The organism is Roseomonas mucosa ATCC BAA-692 (assembly GCF_000622225.1).
In the GTDB taxonomy this organism is placed as follows: Bacteria; Pseudomonadota; Alphaproteobacteria; order Acetobacterales; family Acetobacteraceae; genus Roseomonas; species Roseomonas mucosa.
The window spans coordinates 194,658-211,242 of sequence record NZ_KK211412.1 but is presented as its reverse complement, the minus strand read 5'-3'; the positions used below and the strand labels follow the sequence as shown (position 1 = coordinate 211,242).

The 16,585-nt window shown below is 72.6% G+C and carries 15 protein-coding genes; 7 read left to right on the top strand and 8 right to left on the bottom strand.

All coding sequences use genetic code 11. The annotated features are described in order from the left end of the window. The first annotated feature begins 290 nt into the window (after positions 1-290). Positions 291-1,283 carry a Bug family tripartite tricarboxylate transporter substrate binding protein gene (locus tag BT98_RS0121195; protein ID WP_019459269.1) on the top strand — a complete coding sequence of 331 codons (993 nt, stop codon included), beginning with the start codon at positions 291-293 and terminating at the stop codon, positions 1,281-1,283. A gap of 370 nt (positions 1,284-1,653) precedes the next feature. Here the strand turns inward: BT98_RS0121195 and BT98_RS0121190 are convergent, their stop codons facing one another. After that, complete coding sequence (locus BT98_RS0121190) at positions 1,654-3,252, bottom strand: ABC transporter substrate-binding protein (RefSeq protein ID WP_019459268.1); 1,599 nt, start codon at positions 3,250-3,252, stop codon at positions 1,654-1,656. A 75-nt stretch (positions 3,253-3,327) separates the two neighbouring features. Then, on the bottom strand, positions 3,328-4,260 hold the full coding sequence (locus tag BT98_RS0121185; protein WP_019459267.1) for a dihydrodipicolinate synthase family protein: 933 nt from the start codon (positions 4,258-4,260) through the stop codon (positions 3,328-3,330). Positions 4,261-4,422: 162 nt separating this feature from the next. On the opposite strand from BT98_RS0121185, the gene BT98_RS0121180 reads away from it, so the two are divergent. Beyond that, on the top strand, positions 4,423-5,103 hold the full coding sequence (locus tag BT98_RS0121180) for a GntR family transcriptional regulator (protein WP_019459266.1): 681 nt from the start codon (positions 4,423-4,425) through the stop codon (positions 5,101-5,103). Positions 5,104-5,191: 88 nt separating this feature from the next. Here BT98_RS0121180 and BT98_RS0121175 read toward each other — a convergent pair whose 3' ends face one another. From BT98_RS0121175 to BT98_RS0121150, 6 genes are all read right to left on the bottom strand, one after another. Next, positions 5,192-6,565 (bottom strand): hypothetical protein, encoded by a 1,374-nt coding sequence (locus BT98_RS0121175; RefSeq protein ID WP_019459265.1) that lies wholly within the window; start codon positions 6,563-6,565, stop codon positions 5,192-5,194. Continuing rightward, complete coding sequence (locus BT98_RS0121170; RefSeq protein WP_019459264.1) at positions 6,565-7,275, bottom strand: hypothetical protein; 711 nt, start codon at positions 7,273-7,275, stop codon at positions 6,565-6,567. The genes BT98_RS0121175 and BT98_RS0121170 overlap by 1 nt, the downstream gene beginning before the upstream one ends. Positions 7,276-7,395: 120 nt before the next feature. Next, the gene (locus BT98_RS0121165; RefSeq protein WP_019459263.1) at positions 7,396-8,322 is read right to left on the bottom strand and encodes an NADH-quinone oxidoreductase subunit H; all 927 of its coding nucleotides are present in this window, start codon (positions 8,320-8,322) and stop codon (positions 7,396-7,398) included. Further along, positions 8,319-10,400, bottom strand: coding sequence for a proton-conducting transporter transmembrane domain-containing protein (locus BT98_RS0121160; RefSeq protein ID WP_019459262.1), 2,082 nt, complete (start codon positions 10,398-10,400; stop codon positions 8,319-8,321). The genes BT98_RS0121165 and BT98_RS0121160 overlap by 4 nt, the downstream gene beginning before the upstream one ends. A gap of 85 nt (positions 10,401-10,485) precedes the next feature. Further along, positions 10,486-10,743, bottom strand: coding sequence for a hypothetical protein (locus BT98_RS0121155; RefSeq protein WP_019459261.1), 258 nt, complete (start codon positions 10,741-10,743; stop codon positions 10,486-10,488). Between the two features lie 130 nt (positions 10,744-10,873). After that, positions 10,874-11,704: an aldo/keto reductase gene (locus BT98_RS0121150; RefSeq protein WP_019459260.1), complete on the bottom strand. Its 831-nt coding sequence runs from the start codon at positions 11,702-11,704 to the stop codon at positions 10,874-10,876. A gap of 321 nt (positions 11,705-12,025) precedes the next feature. Here BT98_RS0121150 and BT98_RS0121145 point away from each other — a divergent pair, with 321 nt between their 5' ends. The 5 genes from BT98_RS0121145 to trmB all read left to right on the top strand — a co-directional run bounded on the left by BT98_RS0121145 (position 12,026) and on the right by trmB (position 16,393). Beyond that, positions 12,026-12,817 (top strand): hypothetical protein, encoded by a 792-nt coding sequence (locus BT98_RS0121145; RefSeq protein WP_019459259.1) that lies wholly within the window; start codon positions 12,026-12,028, stop codon positions 12,815-12,817. A gap of 61 nt (positions 12,818-12,878) precedes the next feature. Continuing rightward, positions 12,879-13,370 carry an Lrp/AsnC family transcriptional regulator gene (locus BT98_RS0121140; protein ID WP_019459258.1) on the top strand — a complete coding sequence of 164 codons (492 nt, stop codon included), beginning with the start codon at positions 12,879-12,881 and terminating at the stop codon, positions 13,368-13,370. A gap of 321 nt (positions 13,371-13,691) precedes the next feature. After that, positions 13,692-14,210: a cysteine dioxygenase family protein gene (locus tag BT98_RS0121135; protein WP_019459257.1), complete on the top strand. Its 519-nt coding sequence runs from the start codon at positions 13,692-13,694 to the stop codon at positions 14,208-14,210. 235 nt (positions 14,211-14,445) lie between these two features. Further along, on the top strand, positions 14,446-15,633 hold the full coding sequence (metK, locus tag BT98_RS0121130) for a methionine adenosyltransferase (RefSeq protein WP_019459256.1): 1,188 nt from the start codon (positions 14,446-14,448) through the stop codon (positions 15,631-15,633). Between the two features lies 1 nt (position 15,634). Then, positions 15,635-16,393, top strand: coding sequence for a tRNA (guanine(46)-N(7))-methyltransferase TrmB (gene trmB / locus BT98_RS0121125; protein WP_019459255.1), 759 nt, complete (start codon positions 15,635-15,637; stop codon positions 16,391-16,393). The last annotated feature ends 192 nt before the right edge of the window (positions 16,394-16,585 follow it).

Below are 16,585 nucleotides of genomic sequence, written 5' to 3'. Positions count from 1 at the left end.
GGGAACGCCGAGGCCGAACTCCTCCGCATAGCGCGCCGCGAAGGCCTGGCTGACGCTCTCCGCCACCACCGACGGGCGACAGGTCAGGAACTCGGCCAGACACAGCGGGCCGCAGTGCTGGCACAGGGCCGTCGCGGCGCGGCCTTCGGGTCCGGCATCGGGAGGCTATATTATCATGTCATATGATATCATATAGAAGCCCTGGCCATGCCGTCTCCGGTCCGTCACCGGGAACGGCCGCATGAAAGGTCCGGCCCCGGAGAGGGCCGGACCGGGAGAAGGAAATGTCCATGAACGACCACCGCATCACGCGCCGGTCCACCCTGGCGGCGGGCCTGGGTGGCGGCCTCGCCATGCTGCCGCTGCGTCGCGCCCTCGCCGCCTATCCCGACCGGCCGATCAAATGGATCGTCCCCTATGCCGCCGGCGGGGGCTCCGACGTGATCGCGCGGCTGGTGTCCGCCGGCCTGTCACAGCGGCTCGGGCAGTCCTTCGTGATCGACAACCGCCCGGGCGGCGCCACCAATATCGGCGCCGAGGCCGCGGCCAAGTCGCCGCCGGACGGCTATACCGCGCTGACCGCCGACAACGGCACGCTGGTCTTCAACCCGGCGCTGTTCCGGAAGCTGCCCTATGACGTGGACCGCGACTTCCGCCCCGTCGGGCTGCTCGCGCGCTTCCACATGGTGCTGGCCGTCACGAAGGAAGCCCCGGCCCGCAGCGCCCGTGATTTCGTCGAGCGCGCCAGGGCCGCGCCGCGCAGCATCAACTACGGCTCCGCCGGCATCGGATCTCCGCACCATCTGACCATGGCCCGCCTGGCGCGCGAGACCGGGATCGAGCTGACCCATGTCCCCTATCGCGGCGTCGCGCCGGCGCTGAACGACCTGCTGTCCGGCAATGTGGAGGCGATGGTGGTGGACTACGCCGCCGGCGGCGAGTACCTGCGTTCCGGCCAGATCAGGCCGCTGGCGGCCTTCTCGGACGCCCGCATCGCGGGCCTTCCGGACGTGCCGGTGGTGCAGGAGGCGCTGGATCTGCGTGGCTTCGAATCCTACGCCTGGCAGGGCCTCGTGCTGCCGAAGCGCACGCCCGACGCGGAAGCCGGCCGTCTTTCCGCGGCACTCGCCGCGACGCTCCAGGACCCGGCGACCGCCACCCGCATGCGCGAGATCGGCCTTGAGCCGCTGCCGGGCGGGCCCGACGCCTTCCAGTCCCTGCTCGCCAGCGAACGGAAGACCTGGGTGCCGCTGATCCGCGAACTCGGCGTCTCGCTGGACTGACACTCCGCCGGCGTTGTGGCGCAGCGCTTCGTGGCCAGCCCCAGGTGGAGGCTCCGCCTCCCCCGGTCCCCCTCCGCTGGGGACATGGCATGTCACCAGACCCCGCCTTGGGTTGGCTCGGCGTTGCGAGGTCGGCCTGCGACCCGACCCTGCGGAACAGGTGGATCAGCGAGGCTCTCGATAGGAAAGATACCGTCTCCGCGCTGGTGGTGCCGGCAGTCGCCGGAGGGCAACGCTCTCCGGCGCGATCCGGCGTCCGCGAGCGCCAACGACAATGGGTCCAGGGCCCGCAGGGTCCTGGCGGAGTGGGGGTTTGGGGGCGAGGCGGCGCCTTGCCCCCAAGGGCTACGTCAGCCCCCGTTGACGCGGCTCAGGCCGCCTTCTCCATGTTCCAGAAAAACTGCACCGGCGAGAGCACCATGCCCTTGAGGCTGTCGCGATAGGCCATGGGCTGCTGCACCAGCCCGCCCGGGGCATAGGGCACCACCTCGAAGGCGCGGCGCTCGATCTGCGCTGCGAGTTCCTTCTGCCTCGCCTCATTGTCGGTGGCGCTCCACTGGTCGCGCAGTCCTTCCAGCGCCTCGTCCTTCGGCCAGCCGAACCAGGCGGCCTCGCCATTGGCGCGGATCAGCGGGTGCAGCGCCGGGTTCAGCACATCGGCGCCGGACCAGAGCGTGTGGAAGACCGACCAGCCCCCCTGCTCCACCGGGCCACGGTTGGCACGGCGGCCGATGAAGGTGGCCCAGTCCGTGGAGATCAGGTCCACGGTCATGCCGAGGTTCTTCAGCAGCTCCTGCGTCACCAGCGACTGGTTATAGGCAATGGGCTGGTCCGCCGGGGCGAGCAGGACGACCTTCTCGCCCTTGTAGCCCGCCTCCTTCAGCATGGCCCGGCCCTTCTCCAGGCTGCCCTGCATCGCCTCGGTCCCGCCGGCGCCGGTGGACATGGGCGAGCCCGGGGTGAAGAAGGTCTTCGCCTCCTTGTAGTACTCCGCGCTGCCGACCACCGCCTGCATGTAGTCGTCCTGCCGCATCGCCATCATCACGGCGCGGCGGATGCCCGGATTGTCGAAGGGCGGCTGCCCATGGTTGAAGCGCATCAGCAGGATCAGGCCGAGCGGCACGTTCTGGATGCGGATCCGCGGGTTCTGCTTCAGCACCGGCAGCAGGTCGATCGGCGGCTGCTCGTACCAGTCCACCTCCCCTTGCACCATGGCGCCCACGGCGGCGGCGGGCTCGGTCAACGCCAGCCATTCGATGCGGTCGATCTTCGCCACCTTGCCGCCCGCGGCCCAGGAGGGTGCTTCCTCGCGCGGCCTGTAGGCGGCGTTGCGGGTGTAGATGGCGTTCTGCCCCGGGATCCATTCCTTCGCCTCGAAGCGCCAGGGGCCGGAGCCGGTGGCATCGGCGATGGGCTTGCTGGCGTCGGTCTGGGCGACACGCTCCGGCATGATGAAGGGCACGTTGGAGGACAGCTTGCCCAGCGCCGCCGGCAGCATCGGAAAGGGCTTCTTCAGCCGCACCGAGAAGGTGCGCGCGTCATCGGCGTCGTAGCCCTCGACAAAGGAGGCGAAGGTCTGGCCGAAGGCGTCGCGCTTCGACCAGCGCTGGATCGAGGCGATGCAGTCCTGCGCCCGCACCGGTTGCCCGTCATGGAAGGCGAGGCCGTCGCGCAGGTGGAAGGTCCATTTCAGCCCGTCCGGCGCGGTCTGCCATTCGCTCACCATCTGCGGCCGGATCGCGAACGTCTCGTCGGTGGCGAAGAGCGTGTCGTAGATCAGGTAGCCGTGGTTGCGGATGACATAGCTGGTCGCGATGACCGGATCGAGCGAGGGCAGCGGCGTCGAGGGGATGAAGCGCAGCGTGGCGCTCTTGCCGCCCTGGGCGCGCGCGAGATGCGGCCGGGCGAGGCTGGCGGCGCCGGCCAGGCCGGCGGCACCGGAAAGAAGCGTGCGGCGGTGCAGTGTCATGGCGGATGACTCCTGCGCGGCCGGTCCGTCCCGGCACGCGCCTGATGGGGGCTGTGTCGGGACGGGGTAGGCGGGTCAGGCCGCCTGGGGCAGGGCGAGGTCCGCCGGCAGCTTCGGCCGCTTCGCCAGCGCCGCCCGCATCAGCGCCTCGACCTCGGCGCGCTCGGCCTCCGGCAGTTCCAGGCGGGGCGGGCGCGTCAGAGAGGTGCCGCGGCCCATGATGTGCTCGCAGAGCTTGATGCACTGGACGAGGTCCGGCCGCGCATCGAGGTGCAGCAGCGGCATGAACCAGTCGTAGAGCGCCCGCGCCTCGGCATAGCGGCCCGCCTTGGCCAGGCGGAACAGCGCCTCGCCCTCGGCCGGGAAGGCGTTGGACATGCCGGAGACCCAGCCCTCGGCGCCGAGCATCACGCTTTCCAGCACGGTGTCGTCCAGGCCCGCGAACATGCGGAAGCGGTCGCCCACCATGTTGCGCAGGTCGGTGAAGCGGCGCGCGTCGCCCGAGGATTCCTTGAAGCAGACGACCGTCTCGCAATCCGCCAGCGAGGCCAGGATGGCGGGCGTCACGTCGTTCTTGTAGATGGGTGGGTTGTTGTACACCATCACCGGCAGGTCGGTGGCCTTGGACACGCCGCGGAAATGCGCGGCGGTCTCGTGCGGCTTGGAGGAATAGACCAGCGCCGGCATCACCATGATGCCGTCCAGCCCGATGCGCGCGGCCTCCTTCGCCATCGCCGCGGCGAAGGGCGTGGTGAACTCGGCGATGCCGGCGATCACCGGCACGCGGCCGCCGGCGGCATCCTTGGCCGCCTCCATCACCGCCAGCTTCTCCTCCTTCGAGAGGGAGCAGTTCTCGCCCACCGTGCCGCAGACGATCAGGCCCGAGACGCCGTCGCGGATCAGTGCCTGCATCACGCGGTGCGTTGCCTGCACGTCGAGGCTGTGGTCGTCGCGGAACTGGGTGGTCACGGCGGGGAAGACGCCCTGCCAGTCGATCTTGGCGTTCATGGCTCGGTTCCGGTGCTCACGGGATTGCTGGTGGCGTCTTCGTAGATTTTATACAATATCCGAGTCAATGCTTTTCTGCGCCGGATGACAGGCCGCGGCCCCGGTGCCACATCAGGCCCCCGCCTGCCCGGCGGCATGCCGGAAGGGCGGAAAGGAGACAGGATGAACGCGCCGCTGAAGCACCGCACCGTCTCGGCCGCCCTGCTGGAGGAGATCCGCCGCCGCGTGCTGGACGGGCGCTATCCGGCCGGCGCGCAGCTCCGCCAGGACAGCCTTGCCGAGGAATTCGGCGTCAGCCGCATCCCTGTGCGCGAGGCGCTGTTCCAGCTGGAGGCCGAGGGCTTCGTGCGGATATCCCCGCACAAGGGCGCTACCGTCGCGGCCCTTTCGGCAGAGGAGGTGGGCGAGGCCTTCGAGCTGCGCGCGCTGCTGGAGCCGCGCCTGCTGGAACATTCCGCACCGCGCCTGACGGAGGCGGATTTCGCCGCGCTGGACCGCGTCCTGGCCGAATATTCCCATGCGCTGACCGAGGGCGAGACCGGCCGTTGGGGAGAGCTGAACACGCAGCTCCACCGCCTGCTCTACAGCCGTGCCGGCAAGCCGCGCACCGAGGCGCTGGTCGCCAACCTGCTGCAGGAATGCGACCGCTACACGCGGCTGCAGCTTTCCGCCGATCCATCGGAGCTGGCCCGCGCCGACCGCGAGCACCGCGAGATGGTGCGCCTCTGCCGCCAGGGCGAGGTGGCCGCGGCCGTTACCCTGCTGCGCGCCCATGTGGCGCATGTGGCCGGGGCGCTGAAAGTCTTCCTGTACGAGCGCCCGCTGCCCGCCACCCCGGCCTGAGCGGCCGCCTGCCCCCGGGGCGGCTCATCCGCTCATGGGGCGCCGCGCCCGTACCGGGGCGAGGGGCGGAACAAAGCCGCCCTTCGGCTCAGAACGCCGCGCCCAGCCCCACCAGGACCGCGAGGGCCAGACCGCCCCAGAGAGGCAGCAGGGTATGGCGGCCCGAGGCGATGGGCAGGTCCCCGGCCAGCCTTTCCGCCTGCCGCGCCAGGGCCGGCAGCGACAGGGCGAGGGCAAGGCCGAAGGGAAGCAGCAGCAGGGGATGCTGCCGCGCCAGGGCCATGGCCACGGCGAGGAGGGCGGCGAAGCCCGGAAAGGGCGGCAGCCCGGACAGGCCCGCCAGGGCGAGGAGCAGGCCCCAGCGCCCGGCGCGGAAACCCGCCGCGCCACCCGGAAGCTCCGGCGCCGTGCCCCGTGGCTGGAGCGCCAGCCCCGCCGCGCAACGCGACAGCGCCTGCCCGGCCAGCGCCAGGATGCCCGCCAGCGGCAGATCCAGCCCGAAGCAGAGCGCGGCCAGGCCGGTCTGGCCGATCCCGGCCCAGCCGATCAGCCGCCCCGGGTCCTGTCGCCGCCAGAGCGCCAGGGCCGCCGCGAGCAGCGACAGCAGCCCCGCCGCCGCCAGCAGCCCACCCAGCGGCAGGCTCTCGGCCGCGGCGTCCGCCACCCGCCCGACGCGCCACAGCATCGGCAGCGCCATGGCGGGCAGCAGGCCCAGGCACAGCGCGGAGAACACGGCCGCCCCGCGTATGGAGGCGGCAATGCCCCAGCCCTGCCACGGCACCAGCCCCGACAGCGGTCCATAGCCGGCGAGCAGCAGCACGGCGCCCAGCCGCAGCAGCCCGGCCTCTCCCCCGGAGGCGGACAGGATCAGGCCCGGCCAGGACCCTGTCCCCAGCGCGCCCGGGCCGCAGCCCAGCAGAAGCAGCACCACTCCCAGCAGCGCAATGGCGAGCCCGGCACCGCAGGGCAACAGCATCCGCCAGGACAGGGCCAGGGCCTCCGCGCGCCATCGCCCCTCCCCCGCGCCCGACAGGATCGCCGCCGCGGCCAGCAGGGCGGGCACGAAGCCGATCCAGCCCAGCACGGGACCATCCGCCAGCACCGCCAGCTGATAGCCGCCCAGGAGGACCTGCACGGCCAGCGGCAGGCCCGGCATGGGCGGGCCGCTCCGGGTGGCCAGCCTGCCGGACACCAGCAGGCCGATGGCCCCGCCCAGGGCCGGGAGAAGGCGGTTCACCGCGTCCAGCCGCATCACCCCGTCGCCACTTTCCGGCCGCGCCAGCAAGACGAGGCCGAGCAGGAAGCCCAGCGCCGAGGCCAGAAGCCCGGCCTTCGCCGCCGCCGCCGCCATGCCCGGCCGGGACAGCGGCAGGGCCAGCAGCAGCGCCGCCAGGAAGGGCCAGGCCACGGGCGCCCAGAGCGGCAGCACGGCGGGAAGCCAGGAAGGCAGTCCGGCCTCCATCAGGTTCCTTCCTCCATGGCCTTCCCGCTTCCGGCATCCTCGATGGGGGCACCCCCCTCCGGCCCATGGGGCATCCATGCCGCGAGTTCGAAGCGGAGATGGAAAAGAAAGGCCCCCGCCACCATGGCCAGGGCGAGGATCAGGCTGGCCAGGGTGAGCTCCAGCACCTCCGGCAGGCCCGGCACCGCCAGGGCTGCCAGCACCAGCCCGTTCTCCAGGCTGAGGATGCCGAGCCCCTGGCTCAGCGGATCGCGCCGCAGCAGCACCGTCGCCAGCCCCAGCAGCAGCAACGCCAGGGCCACCGCCAGAGTGGCGCGCGCCGCCATGCCGCCCGCCCCCATGGCGGCGGGCCAGACCACCACCGTGGCGAAGCCCAGCAGCACGGTCCCCAGGATCAGCGAGGACCCGATGCCGAGATGCAGCGCCGCCTCCCCCGGCAGGCCGAGGCGGCGCGACAGGCGGCGCAGCCCCAGCGGCACGGCCAGCGCCCGCCCCAGCAGCGCCACTGTCGCCACGGCCAGGAGCTCCGCGCGCCACATGCTCCCGCTGCGGGCCAGCCAGCCGGCGAGCAGGGCGAGCAGCAGGGATTGCAGCGCATAGGCCAGGATCGCCCCGCCGCTGCGGCGCAGGCAGAGCAGGGCGAAGCCGCAAAGCAGCATGCCGCCGGCCAGGAGCTGCGGCAGGTCCGCGGATACCGGCTCGAACCTCATCGTCACCCCCCCTGCATGAAAGGCGTTGCGTTGTCCCGGGGGGGGGACAAGGGCAAGGCGGAGCCTCGCCCCCGGGCGCCGGCCACGAAGCGCAACGGCCGGAACGGGCCGCCACCCGTATCATGCGACGCGGGCGCCCAGGAAGAGCAGCACCGCGCCGAGCACCGCCAGCAGCAGCGCCGCACCCAGCAACTCCGGCAGGCGCTGCCGTCGCATCCCGGCCACCAGCGCCCCCGCCAGGGCGAAGACGGCCCCAACCGCCAGCAGCTTGGCGGCCCAGGCCAGCAGGCCGAGCGGCCAGGCCAGCCAGGGTGCCTCCACCGCCTCCGGCGCCAGACCGAGGGGTAGGAAGACCGCCGCCAGCAGGTCCAGCCAGAAGAGCAGCCAGAGGTCGCGCGCCAACGACCACAGTGCCAGATGCCGCCCGGAAGCCTCGGCCGGCAGCATGGCGCCGGTCTCGGCCCCGCATTCCACCTGCGCCACTGCCAGCAACGCCCCCAGGCAGAGCAGCAGCGGGAGTTGCAGCCCCACCCCGCCATCCCGCACCCCGGCGGCGACGGTGGCAAGCCCGGTGCCGCCCGCCAGCATGGACAGGACCAGCACCACCGCCAGCAGCGCCGGCCCGGCCAGCACCGCGTCGGCCAGCAGCCGCGAGGCCGCCAGCCCGCCCTGGGCCCGCCCCGCCTCCAGCCCCGCCAGGGCCAGGAAGGCCCGGCCCAGCCCCACCAGCCCGGCCAACAGGACCAGATCGGCCAGCGGCGCCAGCAGCATCCCGGTGGTGAAGGCGGGCACCAGCCCGGCCGCCGCCAGCGCCGTGGCAAAGCTGGCATAGGGGAGGATGCGCGACAGGGCGGAGGCGTCCTCCGGCAGGTTGGGCTGCTTCGCCACCAGACGCCGCAGGTCGCGCCATTCCTGCCACGGCGGCGCCCCCCGCCGCCCGGCGAGGCGCAGGCGCAGCCAGCGCGCGCCACCGGCCAGAAGCGGCGCGACGAGCAGGACCAGGCCCCCGTGCAGGAGCTGCGCCAGCAGGGCGGGCAGCAGGTTCATCCCCGCCCTCCGAGCCAGGAAGCGAGCAGCAGAAGCACCACCGCCAGCAGCAGGCCGAGGCCCAGCTCGCCCCGCGCCGAAAGGCGCCGCGGCCGGCGCAGGAAGGGCGCCGAGGCCAGCCAGGGCCCGATGGCCGCCAGCGCGACCGGAAGCCGCTGCCAGCGCGCGAGGCTCTGCGCGATGCCCTTCTCGCCCGGCGCCGGCGACACGCCCAGCAGCCGCCGCAGCGGCTGCGCGAAGCCGCGCCCGCCCGGCTGGGTGGCCGGGTCGCCGAAAGGCAGGTGCGGCGGCGGCGCCATGAAGCCGTCATCCCAGACCGGCCCGGTCACCGGGGGCGGGCCGAGGGCGCGCAGCGCCAGCGCCGCGATCCCGCCCGGCAGCAGCAGCAGCGCCGCCACCGCCAGCGGCTGGTAGGAGGCCGCGCCATCCCCTGCCTGCACCGCCAGCCACCCGGCCCGCCCTTCCAGATCCGCCCGCACCAGCAGGCGCAGGGCCGGGCCCATCAGCTCCAGCAGCGGCCCCGGCAGGATTCCGCCCAGCAGCAGCAGCACCGCCAGCAGCAGCAGCGTGCCGCGCGTCACCCCCGTCACGTCGCCGCCCCCCAGGGTGCGCGGATGCCGTGGCCGGCCGAGGAAGGCGAGCCCCAGGAAGCGCAGCGCCGCCAGGGCCAGCAGGGCCAGCACCGCCCCCGCCCCCGCCAGCACCGCCAGCGCCGCGAACTGCGTCCCGATCTCCCCGACCCTCCAGGCGGCCAGCAGCGCCTGCAGCAGCACCCAGGCCGGGGCGAAGCCGGCGAAGGGCGGCAGGGCGGCCAGCGCCAGCACCGCCAGCGCCGCGCAGCCGGTGGCCCAGGGCATCACCCGCACCAGCCCGCCGAGCCGTTCCAGCGAGCGGAAGCCGGTCATCCGCCGCACCTCCTCCGCCACCAGGACCAGCAGCAGCGTGGCCGGCAGGCCGAGCCCGGCCTGCAGCAGCGCGCCGCCTGAGGCCAGCGCCGCCAGCGCGCTCAGATCAGCGGCCCGGAAGATCGCGGCCAGGCCCAGGCCCAGCACGGCCAGCCCCGCCTGACCGCCGGCGAGCCAGCCCGGCAGGAGGCGGAGATCATCCTCCAGGCTGGCCCGCAGGCCGCAACGGAAGGCCATCGCCGCCCCGGCCAGCAGCGTCGGCAGGCCCCACCAGCCCGGTTGCGCCGGCCCGGTCAGGTCCAGCAGCAGCCGGGCCAGGAGGTAGAGCCCGGCAGTCACCATCAGCGCCGGCAGGGCCGCGCAGGGCCGCCCGGGCCGGGCCGTGGCCAGCAGCGGCATCCAGCTCAGCATGGAGGAGGCGCCCAGCAGCGGCGCGGCCCCGGCCAGGGCCAGGACGAGCAGCAGCCCGGCCCGCCAGCCCTCGGGCGGCACCTGGCGCAGCGAGGCGAAGGACCAGCCGGCCGGTTCCAGCGGAAGAGCCGGCGCCATGGCCGCCCCGGGGGCGGCCGGGGCCATGGGCAGCAGCAGGGCGAAGGCGAGGAGCAGCGCCACCCAGCCGGCCAGGGCCGAGGCCAGGCCCCGCCGGGCCACGGCCCGCCCCCTGGGATACGCCAGCTGCGCTGTGGAGAAGACCAGGACCGGCAGGGCCAGTCCCAGCGCCAGCAGCAGCCCCGCCGCATCCGCCGCCGACAGCGCGAGGGCCAGCAGCGCCGGGCCGATCGGGGACAGGGCGCGCCGCAGCGCATCCGGCTCCTCCGGATCGGGGCCGGAGGCGGCGGCCAGCAGCCCCAGCAGCATCAGGAACCAGCCCGACAGCCCGTCCGGCCGCAGCAGGACCACGCCGCCCGGCAGCACCGGCAGCGCCAGCGCCGGGGAAGGCGGCCCCCAGAGTGCCATCGCCCCGGCCGCCATGAGGGCGAGCCCGGCCGGCAGGCACAGGATGGGTGCCGCCCGGGCCAGAAGCACGGCGGGCGAGGTGGGAGGGGCCACGGTGCGGGCCCGGCCCGGTGGCAGCAGTCCCGGCACCGGGCCGGCCGCCACGCCACGCGGCAGCGCCCCCGCCAGGGCGGCGAGCCCGGACAGGGCCAGGAAGGCGAGCAGCAGGATGGTCACGGCGCCGGACGATAGCAGCCGGGCTTCGCGCGACCAGGGGCCGGCGCCGGGAGAATCCCGTGGCGGCGGAAGCCCCGCCCCTGCGTCAGGCCGTGGCGAACATCACGTTCAGGCGAAAGCGTTCCGCCACCCCGGGCGGCATGGCGACGCGGCCGTGGTAGCGCGCGTGGTGGAGATCCTCGGGCGAAAGCACGGAGAAGCCGTCGCGCCAGCCATGGCGGTCCACCGCATCCGGCCAGTCCTCCCCCCGCCACATCAGGGGGCGGAGGCCGTCGCCATCCTCCACCCAGTGCCAGCCGCTTTCCTCGGGGTCGTCGGGGATGCCGTTCCAAGTCTCGCTCATCGACCAACTCCTCAACCGGACAAACCATATCGTTTGCGAGATAATGCCGCCTTTCTAGACGAAATCACGGCCGTGTGCGCGATTTTTTCCAGACCCGTCCTCCGGTGCCCGGCCTTCCCGGTGCAGCGGGTCAAAGCATCTCCAGGGCCTGCTTGCGCTGCGGCGGCGGGAAGACACGATCCAGCGCCCGCAGGTCCGCCTCCTCCAGCACGATCTCGGCGGCGCCAGCATTGTGCCGCAGGTGCGCCGGGTCGGCGGATTTCGGGATGGCCACCACGCCGGGCTGACGCAGCACCCAGGCCAGCGCGATCTGCGCCGGCAGCCGCCCGTGGCGCTCCGCCACCTCCCGCAGCACCGGATGGCGCAGCAGCCGCCCGCCCTGGCCCAGCGGGGAATAGGCCATCACCGGCATCTGCCGCTCGCCACAGAAGGGCAGGAGGTCGAATTCCACGCCCCGGGCATCGAGGTTGTAGAGGACTTGGTCCGTGGCGCAGTCCGCCAGCGCGCCGCCCAGCTCCCCCAGGTCGGCCACGTCGAGGTTGCTGACGCCCCAGCGGCGGATCTTGCCGGCCTCGCGCAGCCGCCCGAGGGCCTCCACCGTCTCGGCCAGGGGCACGCCGCCGCGCCAGTGCAGCAGGTAGAGGTCGAGGCTCTCCACCCCCAGGCGCCGCAGGCTGGCCTCGCAGGCCGCGGCCATGCGGGCGCGGGAGGCGTTGTGGGGATAGACTTTGCTGACCAGGAAGACCTCGTCGCGGCGCCCGGCGATGGCTTCCCCCACCACCTGCTCGGCGCCGCCCTCCGCATACATCTCCGCCGTGTCGATCAGCGTCATGCCGAGATCGAGGCCGAGGCGCAGCGCCCGGGCCTCGGCTCCGCGATCCGCGCCGCGCTCCCCCAGGTGCCAGGTTCCCTGGCCGAGCACCGGGACCTCCGTCCCGTCCGCGAGCCGCAGTTGCCGCATGCGCTTCTCCTTTGCTTCGGGTCCCATGCCGGCTCCGTCGTGCTCCGCGCCCACCAAGAAGGCGAAGCGGGAGGCCGGGCCTGGACGCCCCGGCCGGACATGCTGTCGGATATGCCTTCCGCCCCCTGTCGGGCCCGATGCACCGGCCGATGGCCGACAGGAAGGCTAAGGCCCGCAAGGCACTAGAGCGGATCGGCACCCGGTGAAAACTCGCAAACCCGTGAGGCGGGATGGCCATTCCCCGGCGCCTCCCCGGCAACTCGCATCCGCCGGCGGCATGCCACTCCCATCGGTGGGCGGGAGCTTCTAGATAATATCGTGATGCGCCCATCCGCCCAGCCTTCCGCCCACCCCGCGCCCAGCGCCGGATTCGCCACGCGGATCGCCCACCGCGCATGGGCAGGGGCCGGACTGCCCGCCGCCCGCCGGCTTACGCCCCTCGAGCTCCTGCTCCTCCCCTTCCTGGTGGCCGCGCTCCCGCCCGGCGAGGCCCGGGCGCAGTCCTCCGCGCCGCAGGCCCAGCCCCCCCAGACCCACGCCCAGCCCAGGCCGGAGCCGGGCGCGGAGGAGATCGGCTCCTGGATCCTCACCTGTGCCGCCGACCGCATGACGGACCAGACGAGCTGCCGCCTGCTGAACCGGCGGCCGGCGGTTCCGGCCTCGGCCGGGCAGGCCGCCCTGACGCTGGAGGTGGTGCGGCGCAATGGCAGGCTGGTGCCGGCCGTCACCGCGCGGGACCTGACGATCGAGGGGATCGGACGCGGCCTTCTCGCCTTCACCGGCACGGCGCAGCTACGCTTCCCGCCGAACCGCTTCTTCGAGATGCCCTGTGGGCTGGAAGGCCGCTCCGTGGTCTGCGCGCCAAGGGCGGAGGACGTGGAGCGGGCGGCCACCGAGCTGCCGGCGGCGGAACGCGCCCTGGTGCGGATCGTCGGGCTGGTGCCGGAGGAATCGGAATCGACCGAGCCCACGGAGCTGCGCCTGTCCCGCACTGGCGAGGCCCTGGCCCGCTTCCGCGCCCGCGCGCCGGAAGGGCCGGGCACGGCCGAGGCCTCCCCCGGCTTCGACCTGCGGGAGATGCTGGGCCGGCTGATGCGCTTCCTGAACCCCTGACCCGCCTTCCCGCCGCGAGTCCCGACGTGTCGTCTCAGCCCCAGCCCAGGAAACCCCGCCGATGACCTCTCGCGACCGGGTGGTGCTGGATGCCTTCGACAAGCGCATCCTGGCCGCGCTGCAGGCCGACGCCACCCTGCCCGTGGCCAAGGTGGCGGAGATGGCGGGCCTTTCCCCCACCCCCTGCTGGCGGCGCATCCAGAAGCTCGAACAGGCAGGGGTGATCCGGAAGCGGGTGGCGCTGCTCGACCGGCGGAAGCTGAATGTCGGCGTCACGGTCTTCATCGCCATCCGCACCAGCCAGCACAACGCCGCCTGGCTGGAACGCTTCCGCCGCGCCCTGGCGGACATCCCGGAGATCGTGGATTTCTACCGGATGAGCGGCGAGATCGACTACCTGATCCGCGCCGTGGTGCCGGATATCGAAGCCTATGACGGCGTGTACAAGCGGCTGATCTCCGCCGTGGACCTCACCGACGTCACCTCCATGTTCGCCATGGAGGAGCTGAAATCCACCACCGAGGTGCCGCTGGACTACGCGGCCGAGGCCTGAGCCGCCCAGCGGGGGGAATGGTGGCCCTGGGAGCAGGGACGCAGGCGTGCTTTGTCGCCAGTGGTGAAGGCCGGGCGAAAGAAAATTCTTATGCGGACGTGATTTCCGGGGTTATTTTCACTGGAAACGCGTATGGAACGGTTTTTTCGACCTATAATTCCCGGAACAGGGGAAGATTTTTCCAGGGAAACCCGCTTTTCGGGGAATCTTGGCAAAAATCCTCCCGCCCGCTGCGCCTAGACTCGCCCCACGCCATTCCGCGCCACCGGTTCCAGCCGGCGGCCATGGAACCGGCCCCGTGCCGAGCAGGACCGCCAACGCATGTTCATCGCCCAGACACGCACCGCCCTGGACCGCCTCCTGGCCGAGATCGCCCTGGCCGCACGGGCGCCGCTGGCATCGCGCCACGCCGCAGTGGCGGAGGTGCTGGGCGAGGCGATGGCCGACCCGCAGCTCCTGCTGGGCCGGCACCTCCCGGGGCGGGCCGAGGGCTATACCCGCCACCTGCTGCAGGCCGATCCGGCGGGAGAATACGCCGTCGTGGCGCTGATCTGGCGCCCCGGGCAGATGAGCCCGGTACATGCCCACCGCACCTGGTGCGCGCTCGGCATCCATGGCGGCGTGCTGACCGAGAGCTTCTACGCGCTGGAGGAAGGCGGGGACCCCGTTCCGGCGGCGGCCTTCCTGCGGCGCCCTGGCGAGACCAGCCATGGCCCCGCCGACCCGAAGCTGGTGCACCGCCTGGCCAATCTCGGCTGCCGCGACGCCCTCTCCATCCATGTCTATGGCGTGTCCTTCGACCGCTTCGGCGATGGAGTGAACCTCGTCTACGCGCATTGATGCGTCGCAGCGAAAATCGTCCTTTTTTCTGGACAGCATAAGAATTTAACGACAATTTGCGCCCGTGGCCCGGCCCCAGCCGAGCGGCTGCCGGGAATTTGACGCGCATCCGACGCAGGACTGTCCGTCAAGCTTTCGGTTGACCCCTCCTGGGGTGGCTGCGAAACACACCCGCCCGCCGGTGACCCGGGGTGGCGCCGTGCAACCAATCGCGACAAGAGGACGAATCCACGCCATGCGCGACAAGGGCGAATACCTTTTTACCTCCGAATCCGTTTCGGAAGGCCATCCCGACAAGGTCGCGGACCGTATCAGCGACACCGTGCTGGACGCCTATCTGACGGCCGATCCCTATTCCCGCGTGGCCTGCGAGACCCTGGTCACCACGAACCGCATCATCCTGGCCGGCGAGACCCGTGGCCCCGGTAGCGTGACGGCCGAGTACCTGATGCACCTCGCCCGCCTCGCGGTGCAGGACATCGGCTATGACCAGGAAGGCTTCTCCTGGCGCAACGCGCATGTCGAGTGCCACCTGCACGCCCAGTCCGCGCACATCGCGCAGGGCGTGGACGCCTCCGGCAACAAGGACGAGGGCGCCGGCGACCAGGGCATCATGTTCGGCTATGCCTGCACCGAGACGCCCGACCTGATGCCGGCGCCGCTGTACTACGCGCACCTCATCCTGCGCCGGATCAGCGAGCTGCGCCGCAACAACGACAAGTCGGTCGCCGGCCTGCTGCCGGACGCCAAGTCCCAGGTCACGCTGCGCTATGTCGACGGCAAGCCGGTCGGCGTCACCTCCGTGGTGGTCTCCACCCAGCACGAGGAAGGGCTGACGCAGGAGCAGGTCCGCGCGCTGGTGGCCCCGATCGTGGCCTCCTCGCTCCCCGCCGGCTGGACCGTGCCGGAGGACGAGCTCTACGTGAACCCGACCGGCACCTTCGTGATCGGCGGCCCGGACGGCGACTGCGGCCTGACCGGCCGCAAGATCATCGTGGACACCTATGGCGGCGCGGCCCCGCATGGCGGTGGTGCCTTCTCGGGCAAGGACCCGACCAAGGTGGACCGCTCGGCGGCCTATGCCTGCCGCTACCTGGCCAAGAACGTCGTCGCCGCCGGCCTGGCCGACAAGTGCACGATCCAGGTCTCCTACGCCATCGGCGTGAGCAAGCCGCTCTCGGTCTATTTCGACCTGCACGGCACCGGCCGTGACATCGACGAGGCGAAGCTGGCCAAGGTCGTGAACGAGATGGTGAACCTCACCCCGCGCGGGATCCGGGAGCACCTGCAGCTCAACCGGGCGATCTACGTGCCGACCTCGGCCTATGGCCATTTCGGCCGCACCCCGGACGAGGACAAGGGCACCTTCACCTGGGAGCGCACCGACATCGCCAACGACCTCAAGCGCGCCTTCGGTCGCTGAGATGACGGCCCCGGTCCTGGAGGACGGGGTCGCGGACCCTGCCCCCGGGGCCGTGGACCCGCATGACCCGCCCGTCGAGGGTGTCCCCAACCGGCTCTATGGCCGGCGCCGGGGCCACCCGCTGCGGGCGCGGCAGGAACGGCTGCTGCAACTCGCGGCTCCGCGCCTTTCCGCCGATCCCGCCGGCATCGCCGATCCGGGCGCGCTCTTCGCGTCCCGGCCGGACGAGGTCTGGGTCGAGGTCGGCTTCGGCGGCGGCGAGCATGCCGAGGCCCTGGCCCGCGCCAATCCGCGGGCGGGGCTGATCGCCTCCGAGGTCTTCGAGAACGGCATCTGCGCCCTGCTGTCCCGGCTGGTGCCGGAAGGCGGGGAGGAGACGGCGCCCGGCCTGCCCAACCTCCGTCTCTGGACGCGCGACGCGCGCCACCTCCTGGCCGGCCTGCCGGAAGGAGCGCTGTCCCGCCTCTACCTGATGTTCCCCGATCCCTGGCCGAAGTCCCGCCACGCCAAGCGGCGCTTCGTCCACCCCGCCATGCTGCCCCTGGTGGCCCGCGTGCTGCGCCCCGGCGGCGAATGGCGCATGGCCAGCGACCACCCGGTCTACCAGGCCTGGGTCGAGGAGGTTTTCGCGGCACAGGAGCTGTTCGAGCCCGTGCTCGATGTCCGGGAACGCCCCGCCGACTGGCCCGGCACGCGCTACGAGGCCAAGGCACACCGCGAAGGCCGCCACCCGCGCTACTGGATCTGGCGCCGGCGCTAGGCTGTTCCGGCGTCGCGCTGTCCCGGGGGGAAGGCTCTGCCTTCGCCCCCGGACCCCCTATCCGCCAGGACCCTGAGGGTCCTGGACCTCCCCTTCGCTGGTTCTCCGCTGCCGGCCGGATCACGCCGGAGAGCACGGCTCTCCGGCGGACTGCCAGTGCCACCAGAGCGGACAAGGTGTCTTTCTTTTCGG